This window comes from Tychonema sp. LEGE 07196 (genome assembly GCF_963890365.1).
Classification (GTDB): domain Bacteria; phylum Cyanobacteriota; class Cyanobacteriia; order Cyanobacteriales; family Microcoleaceae; genus Microcoleus.
This window is the reverse complement of record NZ_CAWPRX010000001.1, coordinates 17,574-33,820: the sequence shown is the minus strand read 5'-3', so window position 1 is coordinate 33,820 and position 16,247 is coordinate 17,574. Positions and strand designations below refer to the sequence as shown.

The 16,247-nt window shown below is 46.6% G+C and carries 19 protein-coding genes; 11 read left to right on the top strand and 8 right to left on the bottom strand.

Annotation, left to right across the window (positions count from 1 at the left end):
* The coding region (locus AACV78_RS00175; protein ID WP_228042534.1) for a hypothetical protein at positions 1-212 on the top strand (212 nt) is incomplete at its 5' end.
* Between the two features lie 32 nt (positions 213-244).
* Positions 245-985 carry a Uma2 family endonuclease gene (locus tag AACV78_RS00170; protein ID WP_194010063.1) on the top strand — a complete coding sequence of 247 codons (741 nt, stop codon included), beginning with the start codon at positions 245-247 and terminating at the stop codon, positions 983-985.
* Between the two features lie 26 nt (positions 986-1,011).
* Here the strand turns inward: AACV78_RS00170 and AACV78_RS00165 are convergent, their stop codons facing one another.
* From AACV78_RS00165 to AACV78_RS00150, 4 genes are all read right to left on the bottom strand, one after another.
* Positions 1,012-3,597, bottom strand: coding sequence for a polynucleotide kinase-phosphatase (locus AACV78_RS00165; RefSeq protein WP_194010064.1), 2,586 nt, complete (start codon positions 3,595-3,597; stop codon positions 1,012-1,014).
* A 197-nt stretch (positions 3,598-3,794) separates the two neighbouring features.
* Positions 3,795-4,031 (bottom strand): AbrB/MazE/SpoVT family DNA-binding domain-containing protein, encoded by a 237-nt coding sequence (locus tag AACV78_RS00160; protein ID WP_194010065.1) that lies wholly within the window; start codon positions 4,029-4,031, stop codon positions 3,795-3,797.
* Positions 4,032-4,091: 60 nt separating this feature from the next.
* On the bottom strand, positions 4,092-5,513 hold the full coding sequence (locus AACV78_RS00155; protein ID WP_194010066.1) for a 3' terminal RNA ribose 2'-O-methyltransferase Hen1: 1,422 nt from the start codon (positions 5,511-5,513) through the stop codon (positions 4,092-4,094).
* Between the two features lie 69 nt (positions 5,514-5,582).
* On the bottom strand, positions 5,583-7,070 hold the full coding sequence (locus AACV78_RS00150; RefSeq protein ID WP_194010067.1) for a GTP-binding protein: 1,488 nt from the start codon (positions 7,068-7,070) through the stop codon (positions 5,583-5,585).
* Between the two features lie 319 nt (positions 7,071-7,389).
* Here AACV78_RS00150 and AACV78_RS00145 point away from each other — a divergent pair, with 319 nt between their 5' ends.
* Both AACV78_RS00145 and AACV78_RS00140 read left to right on the top strand, forming a co-directional pair.
* Entirely contained in the window at positions 7,390-8,202 is an 813-nt protein-coding gene (locus tag AACV78_RS00145) for a CPBP family intramembrane glutamic endopeptidase (RefSeq protein ID WP_194010092.1), read from the top strand.
* A 53-nt stretch (positions 8,203-8,255) separates the two neighbouring features.
* Positions 8,256-8,564, top strand: coding sequence for an S-layer protein (locus AACV78_RS00140; RefSeq protein ID WP_194010068.1), 309 nt, complete (start codon positions 8,256-8,258; stop codon positions 8,562-8,564).
* Between the two features lie 356 nt (positions 8,565-8,920).
* Here AACV78_RS00140 and AACV78_RS00135 read toward each other — a convergent pair whose 3' ends face one another.
* From AACV78_RS00135 to psbH, 4 genes are all read right to left on the bottom strand, one after another.
* The gene (locus tag AACV78_RS00135; protein ID WP_194010069.1) at positions 8,921-9,187 is read right to left on the bottom strand and encodes a DUF3146 family protein; all 267 of its coding nucleotides are present in this window, start codon (positions 9,185-9,187) and stop codon (positions 8,921-8,923) included.
* Positions 9,184-9,846: an aminoacyl-tRNA hydrolase gene (gene pth / locus AACV78_RS00130; protein ID WP_194010070.1), complete on the bottom strand. Its 663-nt coding sequence runs from the start codon at positions 9,844-9,846 to the stop codon at positions 9,184-9,186. Before pth ends, AACV78_RS00135 begins: the two co-directional genes overlap by 4 nt.
* On the bottom strand, positions 9,847-10,101 hold the full coding sequence (locus AACV78_RS00125; protein ID WP_194010071.1) for a TatA/E family twin arginine-targeting protein translocase: 255 nt from the start codon (positions 10,099-10,101) through the stop codon (positions 9,847-9,849).
* Positions 10,102-10,251: 150 nt separating this feature from the next.
* Entirely contained in the window at positions 10,252-10,455 is a 204-nt protein-coding gene (psbH, locus tag AACV78_RS00120) for a photosystem II reaction center phosphoprotein PsbH (protein ID WP_006633692.1), read from the bottom strand.
* 222 nt (positions 10,456-10,677) lie between these two features.
* Here psbH and psbN point away from each other — a divergent pair, with 222 nt between their 5' ends.
* The 7 genes from psbN to AACV78_RS00085 all read left to right on the top strand — a co-directional run bounded on the left by psbN (position 10,678) and on the right by AACV78_RS00085 (position 16,113).
* A complete protein-coding gene (gene psbN / locus AACV78_RS00115) occupies positions 10,678-10,821 on the top strand; it encodes a photosystem II reaction center protein PsbN (RefSeq protein ID WP_445329572.1) in 144 nt (47 codons plus the stop codon).
* A gap of 2 nt (positions 10,822-10,823) precedes the next feature.
* The gene (locus AACV78_RS00110) at positions 10,824-11,135 is read left to right on the top strand and encodes a hypothetical protein (RefSeq protein WP_194010095.1); all 312 of its coding nucleotides are present in this window, start codon (positions 10,824-10,826) and stop codon (positions 11,133-11,135) included.
* Positions 11,136-11,168: 33 nt separating this feature from the next.
* A complete protein-coding gene (gene aroC / locus AACV78_RS00105; protein WP_194010073.1) occupies positions 11,169-12,269 on the top strand; it encodes a chorismate synthase in 1,101 nt (366 codons plus the stop codon).
* Between the two features lies 1 nt (position 12,270).
* On the top strand, positions 12,271-13,182 hold the full coding sequence (locus AACV78_RS00100) for an MBL fold metallo-hydrolase (RefSeq protein ID WP_194010074.1): 912 nt from the start codon (positions 12,271-12,273) through the stop codon (positions 13,180-13,182).
* Positions 13,183-13,351: 169 nt separating this feature from the next.
* On the top strand, positions 13,352-13,585 hold the full coding sequence (locus AACV78_RS00095) for a hypothetical protein (RefSeq protein ID WP_194010075.1): 234 nt from the start codon (positions 13,352-13,354) through the stop codon (positions 13,583-13,585).
* A gap of 368 nt (positions 13,586-13,953) precedes the next feature.
* A complete protein-coding gene (locus AACV78_RS00090; RefSeq protein ID WP_194010076.1) occupies positions 13,954-14,949 on the top strand; it encodes a hypothetical protein in 996 nt (331 codons plus the stop codon).
* A 570-nt stretch (positions 14,950-15,519) separates the two neighbouring features.
* A complete protein-coding gene (locus tag AACV78_RS00085) occupies positions 15,520-16,113 on the top strand; it encodes a class II aldolase/adducin family protein (RefSeq protein ID WP_194010077.1) in 594 nt (197 codons plus the stop codon).
* Positions 16,114-16,247: the final 134 nt, after the last annotated feature.

The window sequence follows — 16,247 nt, the reverse complement described above, 5'->3', positions numbered from 1 at the left end:
GGGTGATGAGAAATATAGAGAGAAACCCGGTTTCTGAGATTTACGAGGGCGAGAAACCGGGTATTCTTGGAGTTTTTGGTTGGGTGATGAGAAATATAGAGAGAAACCCGGTTTCTGAGATTTACGAGGGCGAGAAACCGGGTATTCTTGGAGTTTTTGGTTGGGTGATGAGAAATATAGAGAGAAACCCGGTTTCTGAGATTTACGAATAATCGGATTTGCGAGAACTGAGGAGGCTTAAACTGTGACAGTTTTCACTTCTATCGAACAATCAGAAATTGAATATCCCAGCAGCGACGGAGAGCCGATGGCGGAAAGCGATATCACGCGCGATTACCTTACTTACGGCGTGGAAGCTCTGAAGCTGCACTTTCAAGGGCGATCGGATGTATACGTGTCAGCAAATTCTTTCGTCTATTACGAAGAAGGCAATAAAGCAGCAGTAGTTGCTCCCGATATTTATGTAGTATTCGGAGTCAGAAAACGCCAAAGAGATAACTATAAAATCTGGAAAGAAGCCGGGATAGCCCCGCAGTTTGTCTTAGAAATCACATCGGAAACAACTCAAGATGTAGACCAAGAAACCAAACCAGAAACCTATCGAACTTTGGGAATCAGCGAATACTTTCAGTACGATCCGTCTGGAGATTATCTGAATCCGATATTGCAAGGACTGCGTTTAGTCAACAACCAGTACGAGCCGATTCCCGCCAATAATATCGCCTTCGATACGCTGTGGCTGTACAGCGAAGTATTGGGACTGGAATTACACATAGTCTCTGGAGAATTGAGGTTTAGAAATCCTCAAACAGGAGAGTTTCTGAAGACTCATGAGGAAGAGCAACAAGCCCGAATGGCGGCGGAATCAGCCTTGCGATCGCTCATTTCTAACCTGTTAAATTCGGGAATAAATTTAGAGCAAGTTGCACAAATGATGAATTTATCGACATCGGAAGTACAACGATTAATAGGGAGAGATGTGTGAGCGATCGCCTGCTTTCTACCTTCAGATTACAGCCTCGGATCGACAGGTTCGCTCTCCATCGCTAAAACTCCAAAAACGCACTCGTGAACTTGTCTCAAAGGAGCACCCGCCACAAATCTCTCCAATGATTCTACACCGAGAGCAAACTCTCGCAACGCTAAAGAACGCTTCCCGGAAAGCCCGCGCGATCGCAATTTTTCCAAATGTTCCGGCAATGAATATTCCAGACCGTAAATAATCCGCAAATACTCTTTGCCGCGACATTTTACCGCAGGCTGTACCAGTTTATTGCTATTTTTAACGATAAATTCCATTGGTTTGACAACCATTCCTTCGCCTCCCGCATCAGTCAGTTTTTCCCACCATTTTATCCCGGCGGATTGGCTGTCAGAATCGGCAATTTCCACTACTTTGTATTCGGTGGCTAACAGCAATTCCGGGTCAGCTTGACAAATTTCTGCAATCTGTTCCATGTGCCAACAGTGATTTTTGTCAGTATGAACTTTTCCCTCGGTTGCCAAAATGTGGAAAGGTGCTAATTTGAGGTCGGAGATAGATTTTACAGGCCAGCAGTAACGCTGGTAGGCTTTAACGTATTGATGCGCTAGTTGCGATCGCTCTTGGTAGCGACTCAGCAAATCGCTAACTTCAACTCCCCGCTGGCTTGCCTGTTCTAAGTTCTTAATTGCATCCGCAAATGCAGTATTAGAAGCTGTTCCCACTGTGGCATACTGTTGCTGCAATAATTCTTGAGCTTTGGCAGACCAAGGCATCAATTCGCAGTCCAAACAAACCCAGTCGCTTTGAAATTTATCCCAAAAATTGCTAGCAGTTAAAGCAACATTGATTCTAGCTAAAAATTCGGCTTCTCTACTAGAATTATTGAAAAAATGCCGTCCGGTGCGGGTGTAACAAATACCGATGCTGTTGTTAAGAATCCCGAAGCGCCGTTTAGCCGCCGATTCATCTCGGCAAACAATCACAACTGCACGGGAACCCATGTGTTTTTCTTCGCAGACAACTGTTGATATTCCCTGTTGTTGGTAGTAGCTAAATGCTTCGGCTGGATGTTCTAAAAGTCCCGGTTCTTTGGAAGTAGCAACGGGAGACATTGTGGGAGGTAAATAAATCAGCCATTTGGGATTGGCGGCAAATCTGCTCATTACTTCCAGGGCGGCGATCGCATTTTCTGCTTTAATCGTAATGTTGTTTTGCAGGCGAGTGGAAATGATCCGTTTGCCCAATACGTCGGCAATGTCTAATATATCGTCAGATTGCTGTTGGGCGGTGAGAGGAGTTGTAACAGCAGTAAGTGCGATCGGCTTCACAGGTTCGCAGTAAACTCTAGCAGCCGCAACGCTGACAAATTCTCTTTCGGGATAGCGCAAAGCTGTTAGTTTGCCTCCGAAAACGCAGCCCGTGTCAATATCAACGGTATTGTTAAACCATTCTGTTTCCGAGACTGGCGTGTGTCCGTAAACAACTGCTGCTGTGCCGCGATATTCGGCGGCCCAATTGTATCTGACTGGCAAGCCAAATTCATCGATTTCGCCTGTTGTTTCTCCGTACAAGGCAAAATCTCGAATTCTCCTGGATGCGCGTCCCTGAAATTCTGCTTTCATCCCCGCGTGGGCGACGACTAATTTGCCGCCGTCGAGGACGTAATGCCCGATTAAACTGTCTAGAAATTGGCGGATTTCTGTTTCCGCAGATTCGCGGGATTCGTCGGGCAAAGCTGCTATTTCTGCTAAGGTTTGTTCGAGTCCGTGATTGATTTTGACATTTTTGCCGTTGAGTTTTTTCAGCAATTTAATGTCGTGATTTCCGGGGACGCACAATGCTGTTTCTGCAGCTACCATGTTTCGCGCGAGTTTGAGGGTGTCGAGAATGCGGGGGCCCCGATCGACCAAATCGCCCAAAAACACGGCTTTACGCCCTTCTGGGTGCGCGTAGGTGGGAAAATCCCAGAAGCCGGACTCGCTGGTTTTTTCCACAATTTGATAGCCCAACTGTTGCAGCAATTGTTCTAATTCGCCGCAGCAGCCGTGAATGTCGCCGATGATGTCAAACGGGCCGCGATCGCTTTTGCGGTTGTTCCACAGCGGTTGTCTTGCGACTTCCACCGCGTCGATTTCCTCTGGGGTGCGGAGGATGTAAACGTAGCGAAATCCTTCGCGATCGAGATTTCGGAGCGATCGCTTTAAATTCTGGACGTGGCGGCGAACTACGTGACTGCCAAAGTTGCGGTTTGGACGCTGTTGATTGCGATCGGCACACAATTTTTCGGGTAAATTCAGCACAATTGCGGCCGAAATGCAATGGTATTTTCGAGCTAATTCTAACAAAGGTTTGCGACTTTCCGGCTGAACATTTGTCGCGTCGATAACAGTTAATTTACCTGCTGCTAGCCGTTTAGCAACGATAAAGTGCAGTAATTCAAAAGCATCAGCGGTTGCAGCTTGATTGTTTTCGTCATCGGAAACCAGGCCGCGGCAGTAATCTGATGAAATGATTTCTGTCGGCAGGAAATGTTGGCGCGCCAAGGTAGATTTCCCGGAACCGGATGCACCGATGAGAACGACTAGGGATAGTTCGGGAAGGGTAATTTTCATTGTTTAATAATTGTGATTTATCTCGTTTTTGGTTGCATCAAGATTATTTAACCGCAGAGAGCGCAGAGAACACAGAGAGAGAATAGAGATAAATAATTCTAATGAAGAGCTGAGTTGATATTACTCGTTGGCCGGCTTGTTAAGGTTAATTACAAAAATATCAAAAGGTTTGACTACTATTGCTACTCAAGCTCCTCCTACTCTGTAGCGGTGACATCATCAAGCAGGACATCATCATGTTGCTCTGCCATTTTTGCGAACGCTTCATCCCAACCTGCTCGCGGTTTTAGGGCTGCACGAATGACGATCCGATCGCCCTGAACTTCGATTTCTACTGCTCCGCTAATACCAATTTGCTCTAACCAAGATTTGGGAATGTGAATTCCCTGAGAATTGTCAATTTTCACTATCTGGGTTTGAAGAGATTTACTCATAGCTGAAGCCTGCATCTTTTCAAGTTTAATTAGATTGTAGACACAAACAGAATGTCGGTATTATTTGCATTGGGTGAATATTGCCATTTGCGTAGGCGAACCTACTTCTGCATCTTCGGTTCCCACACAACGAAATTCTACAGCAAACCCAAACCGTTCTGCAACCTTATTCGCCCAAGTTTGAAATTCTGCCCTCGTCCACTCAAAGCGGTGATCTCGGTGGCGAAACTTGCCCGCAGGCAAGTTTTCAAACTTAACGTTATATTCAATATTTGGAGTTGTGACGATCGCACTTTTGGGCCGCACAAACTCAAACAACACCCGCTCGAAAGCAGCCAACCGATCTAAATCCAGATGTTCGATCACTTCAATTACCGCCGCTGCATCAAAATCCGTCAAGCGGCTGTCCCGGTAAATCAGCGAACTTTGGATTAGTTGAATCCGAGATTGCTGTGCGGGAGATAAGCGTTCTATTTGCAATCTTTTCGTGGCAATTTCCAAAGCCCGGTGGGAAACATCGACTCCCGTAATTTGTTCGATCCTCTGCGAGGGCTTCGCTAACGCACTTTCTTTCAAAAGCAATCGCAGCAGTTTTCCCTCGCCGCAGCCCAAATCTACAACTCGCTTAACATTGCTGGCTTTTAAAACCTCCATCACAGCATCTAAACGCTGTTCGTTCAAGCTAATTCGCTGTTCTAAAACTTCCTCTTCTTGCTGGTGAGAAACTTCGACAGAATCGGGGTCAATATTATCTGATTCTGCTAACTGCGCTACAGCAATTCGCGTCAGACGGCGCTGGCGTTTCAGATAGCGATCGGCAATTTGTTCCCGCGCCGGATGCGCGTTCAACCAACCTTCACCGTGACGGAATAACTTCTCGATTTCATCATCGCCAACCCAGTAATGTTTGTCGTCATCCAACACCGGAATTAGTACGTAAAGATGGCTCAACAAATCCGCCAAACGAATTGTATTTTGCAGTTCTACCGAAAAGTAAGGACTCGCGCCCCATTCTGGAAATTGCGCGTCAAGAATCAGCGGTTTTGCTGCGACTTGATAGCCCAGCGGCTCAAACATTTCGCGCAGAAACTTTTCGCCGCCGCGACAGGGCAAAACGGAGAGATTAACTGTTAAAGGAATTGGGGTTTCTGCGAGTTCTGGGCGGTCTTTGCAGCGACCGGATAGAGCTGTACTAAAGACCTTGCCGAGGGCGACAGACAGAAACGAAGAGGCAACGTAGGGGCGATCGTTGACGTATTGTTCGAGAGGGCGATCGTCCGATTTCGATTTTCCCCGCACCAAACCAACCGGATCGACATCTAACAGTAAAGCCGCCGTGCATTTTTCTGCATTCGCCTCTGGATAAAACACGCTGGCTTGTCCGAAAGTCATCGGAAAACATTGAAGGCGATCGGGATGTTTGTGCAGCAAATAACCCAAATCTGTAGCTGGGACGCGAGTTGTAGAAATGGTTAATAACATAATATTTGGAATTGGGCATTGGGTATCGGCCAAACAGGGCATCGGGCATTGGTGACAACTAACAAATAACTAATAACTTCTTCCTTCTTCCTTCTTCCTTCTTCCTTCTTCCTTCTTCCTTCTTCCTTCGTCTACCAAATTCAACTTAGCCCGCAATTCATCCTTAATCCGATTTAAAATAGAATCCTCATCCAAAGAAGATAAAATCTTGCTGACAACAGCCTTCGGCCCCTCATCTCCCCAAGAAGCACCGTTAGCCAAATAAGCCTTAGTAACTTGACCGATTCCGTAGCAAGAAACCCCAGCAATTGCAGCTTGAGTCACAGCCACAGAAAGATAAGGCCCCAAGGCCAAACCTCCCGTCGCCGGTGTCGCCAAACCCAACAATCCTTTTAAAGAACTCAAACCCAAATTTGCCACCAATTCGCCCGCAGTAATTCCCCCCATACTCAATGCAATTTTTTGCAGCAATTCTACCGCGCCCGCTTCTGTCATCGCAATGCCGTAAACTTTAGATAAAGTTAATATCATTACCACATCAATTACCGCACCGCTGAGAATATCAACTACAGTAACTGGATTTAGGGCGATCGCCACAGCTTTAGTCATTACCCCATTCCAGATAATTCGGTTAGCCGCGTCTTCTCGAATCTCCATTTTTCGCTGCACCAACTGCTCGTTAATATCCCCCGCACAAAGCATCGTATTCAGCGCTACCAAAGATTTTCCTTCCCGGTCTAAAATCTCCAAAATCTTTAATTTTAAATCCTCAACTTGCGGTAAAGTGCGATTCATTTGCACGCTCATACTGCCATCGGGACGGCGCACTGCCCGCGCCGTCAAAGGCGACGCTGCCGCCATCACAATTTCATCGGGAGATAACAATTCTCTCACGCGATCGTCCCGAATTTTGTGATAAATTGCCAGCCTATCTGCATCGGGATACTGGTCAATTTTATTGAAAACTAATAACATGGGTTTTCCGGCTTCCCGCAATTGCGAAAGTGCTTGATATTCCACTTTCGTAATGTCGCCAGCAACTACAAACAATATCAAATCGGCTTGTTTAGCAACGCGGCGGGCTAAAAGTTCGCGAGTTTCGCCGTCAACTTCATCTATTCCCGGAGTATCGATTAATTCTACTTGCGACAAACGGTAAATAACTGGCGAAAGTCGATCGGGTAAACCGTCATCCACACCATCTCCGACATCCCACTTTCCAATAGTTGTGGTACGAGTCACCCCGTGAGTAGGGCCAGTTTCAAACACATTTTGACCGAGTAGCGCGTTTAAAACCGAAGATTTTCCCCTTCCCACCATCCCAAACACAGCAATTTGGACGCAAGCGCGCTCTAGCTTGTCCAGCATTGTTTCCAAGCCGCCAATTTCCGGCTCCAGTCCAGTTCGCTCTTGTGGTGTCAAGTCGAGATTTTCTACTATATCTCGCAGAGCATCTTTAGCGCGGCGCAGGTTGAGTTCTGCTTGAATGTCTGCGAAACTTAATATTGTGTCGTCTAATTCGCGATCGACATTTGAGAAATCCGATACTTCAGTCATTGTTACCTGATGTTATAGCTTTGCTTCACTTAAAGTTTTAACCGATATGATGCTATTCTAGCTTTTTCTGTGGGCTTTGTACATTGGGGACTCCGTAATGCCGTGTTTATAATAATCTGCGTAGAGAAGACTCTTGCGGTTGAAACCGCGTCTACACAAACACTCACGTGCCGACGCCGGTTGAAGAAAACCAGGTCGTTGAAATTACGTTATTTTCTTTAGTCCGCGCACCATCCGGACATCGTTTGTGTAGATGCGGTTTCAACCGCCGATATGTGTCGCTATAAATGTTATGTAAAATCTGTTGAATTTACCACCAATGATTACCGCCCACAAAATAGCAAATTATCCATTTTTATTGCGAGTAATAATTTTTCTATTCATCTTGGCAGCAATCTGGCTGCCCGTCGCCGCACCAATTTATCTCTTAGTTAAAGATAGCAACCTCGCAACTATTCTGACAATGGGATTGTTGTTTGTCGAGTTTCTGTTCCTAGTGCGGCGCTGGGGAAAACAGGTTTACGGACAAACGCAATTGCTCAAAAGTTACGGTTTAGTCAATACGCGACAAAACGGTTTTGAGCTTTTGACTGGATTGGCGATCGGCACTTTTATCACTTTTACCCTATTTTTAGTGCAAGGACTGTTCGGCTTTGTCGCATGGCAAAATTCTGATAATTTGCCTCGAATCATCGCAGAAGGGCTATTAAGCGCCCTGGGAGTGGGTTTTGCGGAGGAGTTGGTATTCCGTGGTTGGTTGCTGGACGAATTGCAGCGGGATTACAACAATCAAATTTCTGTGCGGGCAAATAGTCTGGTGTTTGCCCTATCTCATTTTATCAAATCTGTGGAGGCAATGCTGCGGAGTTGGCCTCAGTTTCCGGGCTTGTTGTTGCTGGGTTTGATACTGGTTTTTGCAAAGCGAAGCCGTCAAAATCGGCTGGGTTTGTCGATCGGGCTTCATGCAGGTTTAGTCTGGGGATACTATATAATTAACATCGGGGAGTTAGTGCGATATTCTGGCTCTGTTCCCGATTGGGTCACTGGAATTAACGGCAATCCGTTGGCTGGGGCAGTGGGGCTTTTGTTTTTGAGCGTCTTGGCTGTAGGAATGCGAAAAATTAGTCAGTAGTCAGTTGTCAGTTGACTGTTGTCATTTTATCAATTCCCAATGACCAATTACCTATGAAACTCACGATTTTTGCCGCAGCTATACTGCTAATTAGTGCCAACTTTTATGCTTCTGTAAAAGCACAAACTACCGCACAAGTCAAGCTAAATAATTCTTTAGTTCAAGTGCAGCCAACGCGAGAACAAATTCTCAAAGCTTGCTTGCAAAATCAGGCTGAAACTCTGCCAAATCCTTTTACCGATGTGCCTTCCAATCACTGGGCTTACAAAGCTGTTTTGACGATGTATTATTGTGGCGCTTACCGAGAAGCAACTCCACCTGCTTTAATTCAAGAATTGCTGCAATCACCACCAATCAATTGATTATCCAGCATTTCATCAGAGGCCAGAAACCGGGTTTTTTACGAAAATACTTGTTGAAAACCATAAATCTCGGAAAAACCCGGTTTCTTAGTTCGTAGCGTCAAGGCAAAAGAAACGGGGTTTTTCCGAGATTTTTAGCGTGTTGCAGTGCAGTATTGTCGTAAAAACCCGGTTTCTGACTCAAGGTGTTTCCAGGCCAAAGAAACCGGGTTTTTGAGAGTTTTAGGGTGTGGTAACGAAGTATTTCGTAAAAACCCGGTTTCTGACTCAAGGTGTTTCCAGGCCAAAGAAACCGGGTTTTTGAGAGTTTTAGGGTGTGGTAACGAAGTATTTCGTAAAAACCCGGTTTCTGAGTATTAAAACTGAGCACGAACCGTAAAGGAATAATCCCCGCCCGGTTCAAGCTGATAATCCCATTTCTCCAGAAAACGGTGCAGCGGTTCTTGAATCAATGCCCTACCCCGAGATGGTTCCAGTATCAGTGTTTTTTCTGCGGTGAAACGCCACTGAAACTGCCACTCAAAATTGCCGGCACTTACTTCACCCTCAATGGTGCCTTTTAGCCAAGATTGGCCAGTCACTCGGACATATGCAGTTGTTTCGGGCAAACGTCTCGAACTCACCTTTTTGTTTCCGCGTTTGTTTCTGCAATGGTACGATTGTTGTAAAGACTCATGGCTTTTTCTACTCCCTGATGGAGGCTAAGTTCCACAGCTTCTACAACTAATTTAAGCACTTTCTCTACTAATTGACTTTCCTCTGAGGAAAATTTTCCTAATACGAAGGAAATCGTATCTTTGTCATTTTTAGCAGGATCGTTTTGAGGTTTGCCGATGCCAATCCGCAAGCGGGGAAATTTGTCTGTACCTAAATGAGAAATTGTTGATTTCATGCCGTTGTGGCCGCCGGCTGAACCTGCTAGCCGCATTCTGAGTTTGCCGATCGGCAAATCCATATCGTCGTATACTACTAATACGGACTCTGGAGGTATTTTGTACCAATCGGTGGCCGCCCGAATCGATTGGCCGGACAGGTTCATGTACGTCAACGGTTTCAGCAAGCGGATTTTCTGTCCTCGCGGCCGATTTCCCTCGCCAAATATGCCTTGAAATTTGCGGTTTTCTGACAGGGAAATTTGCCAAGATTTAGCCAAGGTATCCACTGCATTAAAGCCGATATTGTGTCGCGTGCGATCGTACTTTGGTTCTGGATTTCCCAAGCCAACTATTAGCTGGGGAATTATTAACTCCGCTGGTGTTTCCGACTTCTGAGTGTTATTCATCTAACTGTTTGCGGTATCTTCCTTGGCTGCCGCGATTTTTTCGGGTTCGGGCTTTTTGGTAGTTGCGACTGCTTCTTCTAACTGCTTGGCTTCCCGCGTAAACTCCGACTCAAAATCCCGCGAAGCGTCTTGAAATCCCCGCAGTGCTTTTCCGAAACTCCGACCAATTTCAGGTAACTTTTTCGGGCCGAATACCAACAGGGCGATGGTAAAAATTACGGCCATTTCCGGCAAGCCAATTCCAAAAATATTCATGTTTTTTCTCCGGTATTTTGTTTAATTAGTTAGCATTAAATTACGAGCCACTAACGGGAAAGGGCAAGGGAAAATGGGAAAATTTAGCTTTTACCCTTTCTCCTCTACCCTCAGCTTTTACTGTTAGCCTGACTGTTTCGCGCTCAAATTTTAGCGGCCGAGACTCGACCAATCGACATCCACATTCTCCAGAATCAGTGAAGAGTTGTAGATTTGCAAAATAATCAACAAGAACACGAAAAACAGTCCGATGAAAACGCTCATCAACAGGGTGGTTCCCCAACCAGGGGCTACCTTGCCGTATTCTGAGTTAAGGGGTTTGAGTATATCTCCTAACCAAGTTCGCTGTGCCATAAGTCACCTACAATGAATCTCTACAGAAAAGTTTGACATACTTCCACCGCTAATTGCGATCGCAATTTTTTAGACCCCCCACTCCCCGACTCTCCCGCAGTCTCCGACTCTCCCCGTCTCCCCGTCTCCCCCGGATGCTGCCATACCCTACCCAGCCTAAAATCAGTAGACTTTGAGACGGATTGTTATTTTTTGTAATATTATAGAGTGGATAACTCATAATTGCTCCCCAATATGGAACCAGCAGCATTTCTCGGTATTACTCTCGGTGTGTGTCTGGTGGCAATCACCGGCTTCACGATTTACACGGCTTTCGGCCCTCCCGCCAAGCAATTGAGAGATCCTTTTGAAGAACACGAAGATTAGAGATGAAGGAAGAAGGAAGTTCGGCAACGGATTCGCTCCACGGATGTAACGGATGTAACGGATGTCAGGAAGAAGGAAGTTCGGCAACAGATTATGTAACGGATGTAACGGATGTAAGGGATGTAAAGGATAGAAGGAAGAAGGAAGAAGGAAGGTTTGCCCAATTTTCCCCCTCTCGCCCTCTCTCCCTCTCCCCTTCTCCGAAGCGATCGAACTTCTGCTTTGGCCCGATCGACCTTTCGCCGTATCCGCTCAATGCTATATTCTGCAAAAATACAGTAAATCTCTATTGGGAAAATATATCTTCCAGTTAAAGTAAAAATTATCAGGTTTCAGGCGAAAGCACTATGGGCAACACCTTCGGGCATTTATTTCGGATATCGACATTTGGGGAATCTCACGGCGGCGGTGTGGGAGTAGTAATAGACGGTTGTCCGCCCCTGGTGTCGCTAGACGCATCGTTCATTCAAGCGGAACTCGATCGCCGCCGCCCGGGCCAAAGCAAAATTACGACGCCCCGCAAAGAAGCAGATACCTGCGAAATTCTGTCCGGCGTGTTTGAAGGCAAAACTCTGGGAACTCCGATCGCAATTTTAGTCCGCAATCAAGACACTCGCCCTCAAGATTACGGCGAAATGGCGACAACTTACCGCCCTTCCCACGCCGATGCTACCTACGATGCTAAGTACGGAATTCGGAACTGGCAAGGCGGAGGTCGAAGTTCGGCGAGGGAAACTATTGGTAGAGTAGCAGCAGGGGCGATCGCCAAAAAAATTCTCTCTCAATCCGCTGGAGTCGAAATCGTCGGCTACGTCAAACGCATCAAACACTTAGAATGCGTCGCCGACCCGGACACTGTTACCTTAGAACAAGTAGAAAGCAACATCGTCCGCTGTCCCGATGCCGACTGCGCCGAAAGAATGATTGAACTGATCGAAAAAGTGCGCGACAGCGGAGATTCGATCGGCGGTGTAGTCGAATGCGTCGCCCGCAACGTACCCAAAGGCCTGGGAATGCCCGTATTCGACAAACTCGAAGCCGACTTGGCAAAAGCTATCATGTCCTTACCTGCCAGCAAAGGTTTTGAAATTGGTTCTGGCTTTGCCGGGACTATGCTTTTGGGCAGCGAACACAATGATGAATACTATACTGATGAACAAGGGGCAATTCGTACAGTGACGAATCGTTCCGGCGGAATTCAGGGTGGCATTGCTAACGGTGAAAATATCATTCTGCGGGCGGCCTTCAAACCAACTGCGACAATTCGCCAGCAGCAGCGCACAGTTACCCGAGAGGGTGAAGCAACGCTGCTAGCGGCCAAAGGACGGCACGACCCTTGCGTTTTGCCAAGAGCTGTGCCAATGGTGGAAGCAATGGTAGCTTTAGTGTTGTGCGACCATCTGCTGCGCCATCACGGACAATGTGGAACCTTAAAGTCTGAATTTTAAAATGGAAATCAGCTTGTCCTCTGTAGCGGCAACTCCCGTTGATTGCCCTCAACCCTCGGAATCAATAAAAGGTATGGATGATTTTGTCGTACAGTTCTGGGGCGTGCGGGGCAGTGTTCCGACACCAGGATCGGAAACTGTTCGCTACGGCGGAAATACTTCTTGTTTGGAAATGCGAGTAGCTGGCAAACGCTTGATTTTTGACGGCGGAACAGGCTTGCGGATGCTGGGAGACCAGTTGATGCAAGAAATGCCGGTGCAAGCTTATATGTTTTTTACTCACTATCACTGGGATCACATTCAAGGTTTCCCGCTGTTCGCCCCAGCTTTTATCCGCGGCAATAGGTTTGATATTTATGGGGCGATTCCGCCGGATGGCGATTGTCTCAAAAGGCATTTTGTGGAACGGATTCTGCACTCGAATTCGCCGGTGCCACTGATGGGTTTGCCTGCAGATTTGAATTTCTACGAACTCAATCACAACCAGACGATGATGCTGGACGATATTGAGATTAGGACTGGTTCTCTGAATCACCCGAATACTGCTATGGGATATCGGGTGAGTTGGCAGGGACGTTCGGTGGTTTACTGTTCTGATACGGAGCATTTTCCCGATCGACTAGATGAGAATGTCTACAATTTGGCCCTCGACGCTGACGTGCTGATCTACGATGCGATGTACACCGACGAGGAATATCACAATCCCAAGTCTCCGAAGGTGGGTTGGGGACACTCGACTTGGCAGGAAGCGGTGAGAATGGCTAAGGAAGCAAGGGTGAAACGAGTGGTGATTTTTCACCACGATCCGGCTCATACTGACGATTTTCTCGATCGCATCGCCGAAGATGTGCAAATCGCTTTCCCCAAGGCTGTCATGGCCCGCGAGGGTCTTATTTTGCCGATCGGCTTCTGAACTTTCGTCGGTACGGTCGATCGCTCATAATTTTATCCTAGGATCGTTTTTTGATGTGGAGCAGGTCTTGTGGCCCGCTCCACACTTTTTATTTTTAGCAAATACTGTTAGTGCGTGGTATAATTCTGGGCTAGTAACTTTTTAGGAAGAATATTTAAGTTTTTTTTGATTGTTTTACTCGCTCTTATTTGAGAAGCTCGGCAAAATTAGCAGTTTGTTAATCGCGATCGCGCGGGTGGATCGCAATTGCGATCGCTGTGAATGTGCCGTGACAAGAAGTATCGAGTTTGAGGGCATCTCAGATGAGAACGAAGTGCCGTACAACCTGCGGGCGATCCCAGGATCGAGCAACAACCCACCCGCGCGATCGCTTCCGCAAAACGCACACCAAGAAGTAAAATAATTGGAGGATTGCAGCAGGCGAAAAAGTGAAAGTTTTAAGTGTCAACAAACACGACGAGGCTCCGCAAGATTTCACTCTCGCACGAGGCTCCCCAATTGGCAACAAACTTGACTTTATCATCGTCATACCTGCAATTTTTTGAGTAATTCCCAAACAAAAAAGCTGAGGTTATAGTTAGGAAAAAACACAGGTACGGTGCTTTTTTAGAAACATGAATATTTGCAACTCTGAAAAGCCGATCTGAGAGCTTTTCGCTACAATCTGAGTGATTTTTCCGCAGTCAATTTCATTCAAAAGAAAGAGACGATCGCTCTTTGGTTTGGGACTAGCTGCAACAGCAAAGTGAATGTTATGACTTGACTATCAAAATGGGAAATTTACGTTTTAGATCTTCAGCAAATCAGTACAGATGGATTGCCCTAGGCAGTTTTGCTGTAATTATGGGTATTTCAGGGGCATTAGCCTACCGCCTAGCTCCGCTGCCGGGATTCCTGGCTCAAGGCACTCTGGCTTCTAATAATCCGCCAGTAAAATTTTCGAGCACGGGCGCGACAATTCTCAAGCAGGGAGAGCAACTGACTCCCGATGTTCTGCTGGCAGATAATGTTGTCAAAGCAGTCGCAGATGCAGTTAAGCTGTCGCCTCAGCAAGTTCGACAAAATGCTAGCGTCAAGATTTCTAAGCCGGAAGAACCTCTACAGATTGCTGTTGGGTATCGCTCGCTCGATCGGGATCAAGCAGTGCAAACGGCGGATATGTTGATGAAAGGCATGGTTGAAAAAAGCCGCCTGATTAACAGATATCGGTGGCAATCAGTCAATCAGTCGCTCAACCAACGCTTGGCAAAAGTCACTCAAGACCTCAAACAAGCTCAACAACAACTCGACCAATACGAAAGAGAGCGCGCTCGCCTGTTGCAGCAAATGAAGCTTCAGCAAGACTTTTACAACAAAACTCAGCTCGCGATGGCGGATACGCAAGCGTCGGAAAAAGAAATGGTGAGCAGTTTGGCTGCCGCGACAGCGCCGCAAATTGTGGCCACACCCACGAGCGATCCGACTGTGCCTCTGATTTTGGGAGTTGGCCTGCTGTTGGCGATTTTGGTAAGTCGCGGTTTGATTCCTTCGGTGGCGGATTGGCAGCACAAAACAGCTTTTCAGCGAGAAGAGAGCGAAAGGCTCCAAAGTGCTTTGTACCGACTGATCAAAGAAAACCGCGGCGAAATCACTTTGGTGCGGTTTGCGATGGAGACGCGGCTGTCGCCGGATGTCGCCCAGCGTTTTTTGAACGAACAAGCTGAAATCTTTAATGCCAATTGCGAAATTAAAGACGACGGCAGTATCTTGTATCACTTCCACATTTAAAAGGTGGCAGGCGCGCTCGCTCCACAGAAAACCCAGAGCCGATCGGGCATTCACTGCTCGATCGGTTTGCTTTTTGGGTAATTAGTTAAAAAATCTTTAAGATATGTAATTTGGGTGTTCCGTTCGCTTCCCTGTATGTATAATGAAAAAAATACGTAAATATACGGTTGCTTTTTACTTGAGTTACCTATAAAGGCATAGTTTCTCGTTAAATGTTTCTTAGGGAGTAACTCAGCTCAGTATAAATGCTGTAGTCTAAAGCTATAAGTTGTTCGGGGTGTTACATAGTTTCACAGAAGAAATTAGCTCTGGCCAGAGCCTGCAATCAAGCTCCCAGCCTGAAAACGTACTTTTTACATTTAACTTTTGCAATCACCAGTTGAGGCTAAACCTATGATATTTGGAATAATTGGCTCTTCTTTCGTAGCTTACTTTTTGTTGATGTCGATCGCCAACTACGGCGACACTGGAATGTAGACTAGACCCAGCCGGCAAAAAAGCAGTTTGACAAATTCGGTAAAGTATTTGACCCAGCCGTGTCTGTCGTGTCCGCAACTTGCAGGAAAATGAATGGATGAAGGAGTCGTTAAGTACCGCTGTGACTGGAAAGAGGCAGACCCTGTAGCTGCCGGGGACATAGCAGATTTGATGGACTGGCGCGATCGACTCCACTCTTGGGGACTAATTGCCGTCTACGAAAATGGCATCGGGTTTGGGAACGTCAGCGTCAGGATTGGCAATTCTTGCCAGTTCGTGATTTCCGGCACCCAGACAGCACATTTGCCGCAGCTAGGGCCAGAATCCTACTGTACTGTTACCGAATTTAACTTAGAACAAAATTTCCTCTGCTGCCGGGGGCCGGTACCAGCTTCGTCGGAGTCCCTGACTCACGCAGCACTTTACCTTCATGCTGGCGATGTGGGGGCGATTATTCACATCCACAATCCTCAACTCTGGCAACAACTGCTGTTTAAAATTCCTACTACTAGAAAAGAAATACCTTACGGCACTCCTCAAATGGCCTTAGAAATGTTTAGACTTTTTGAGGAGGAGAATCTCGCCGATCGCAAAATTCTGGCGATGGCCGGTCACGAGGACGGAATTATCTGTTTTGGCAGCACTTTGGACGAAGCTGGGAAAGTGCTCTCGACTGCGATCGGTTAGACCAGATCTGCGTTAAACTAAGCTTTATCCTTGGCTGATGCTCGATCGCTCCAACGCGCCGACACAGCTTAAAAACTTTGACAGTGCCTCTTGCCTCTTCGGTAAGGGAAAGATATTTTTAAAGAGAAACACAC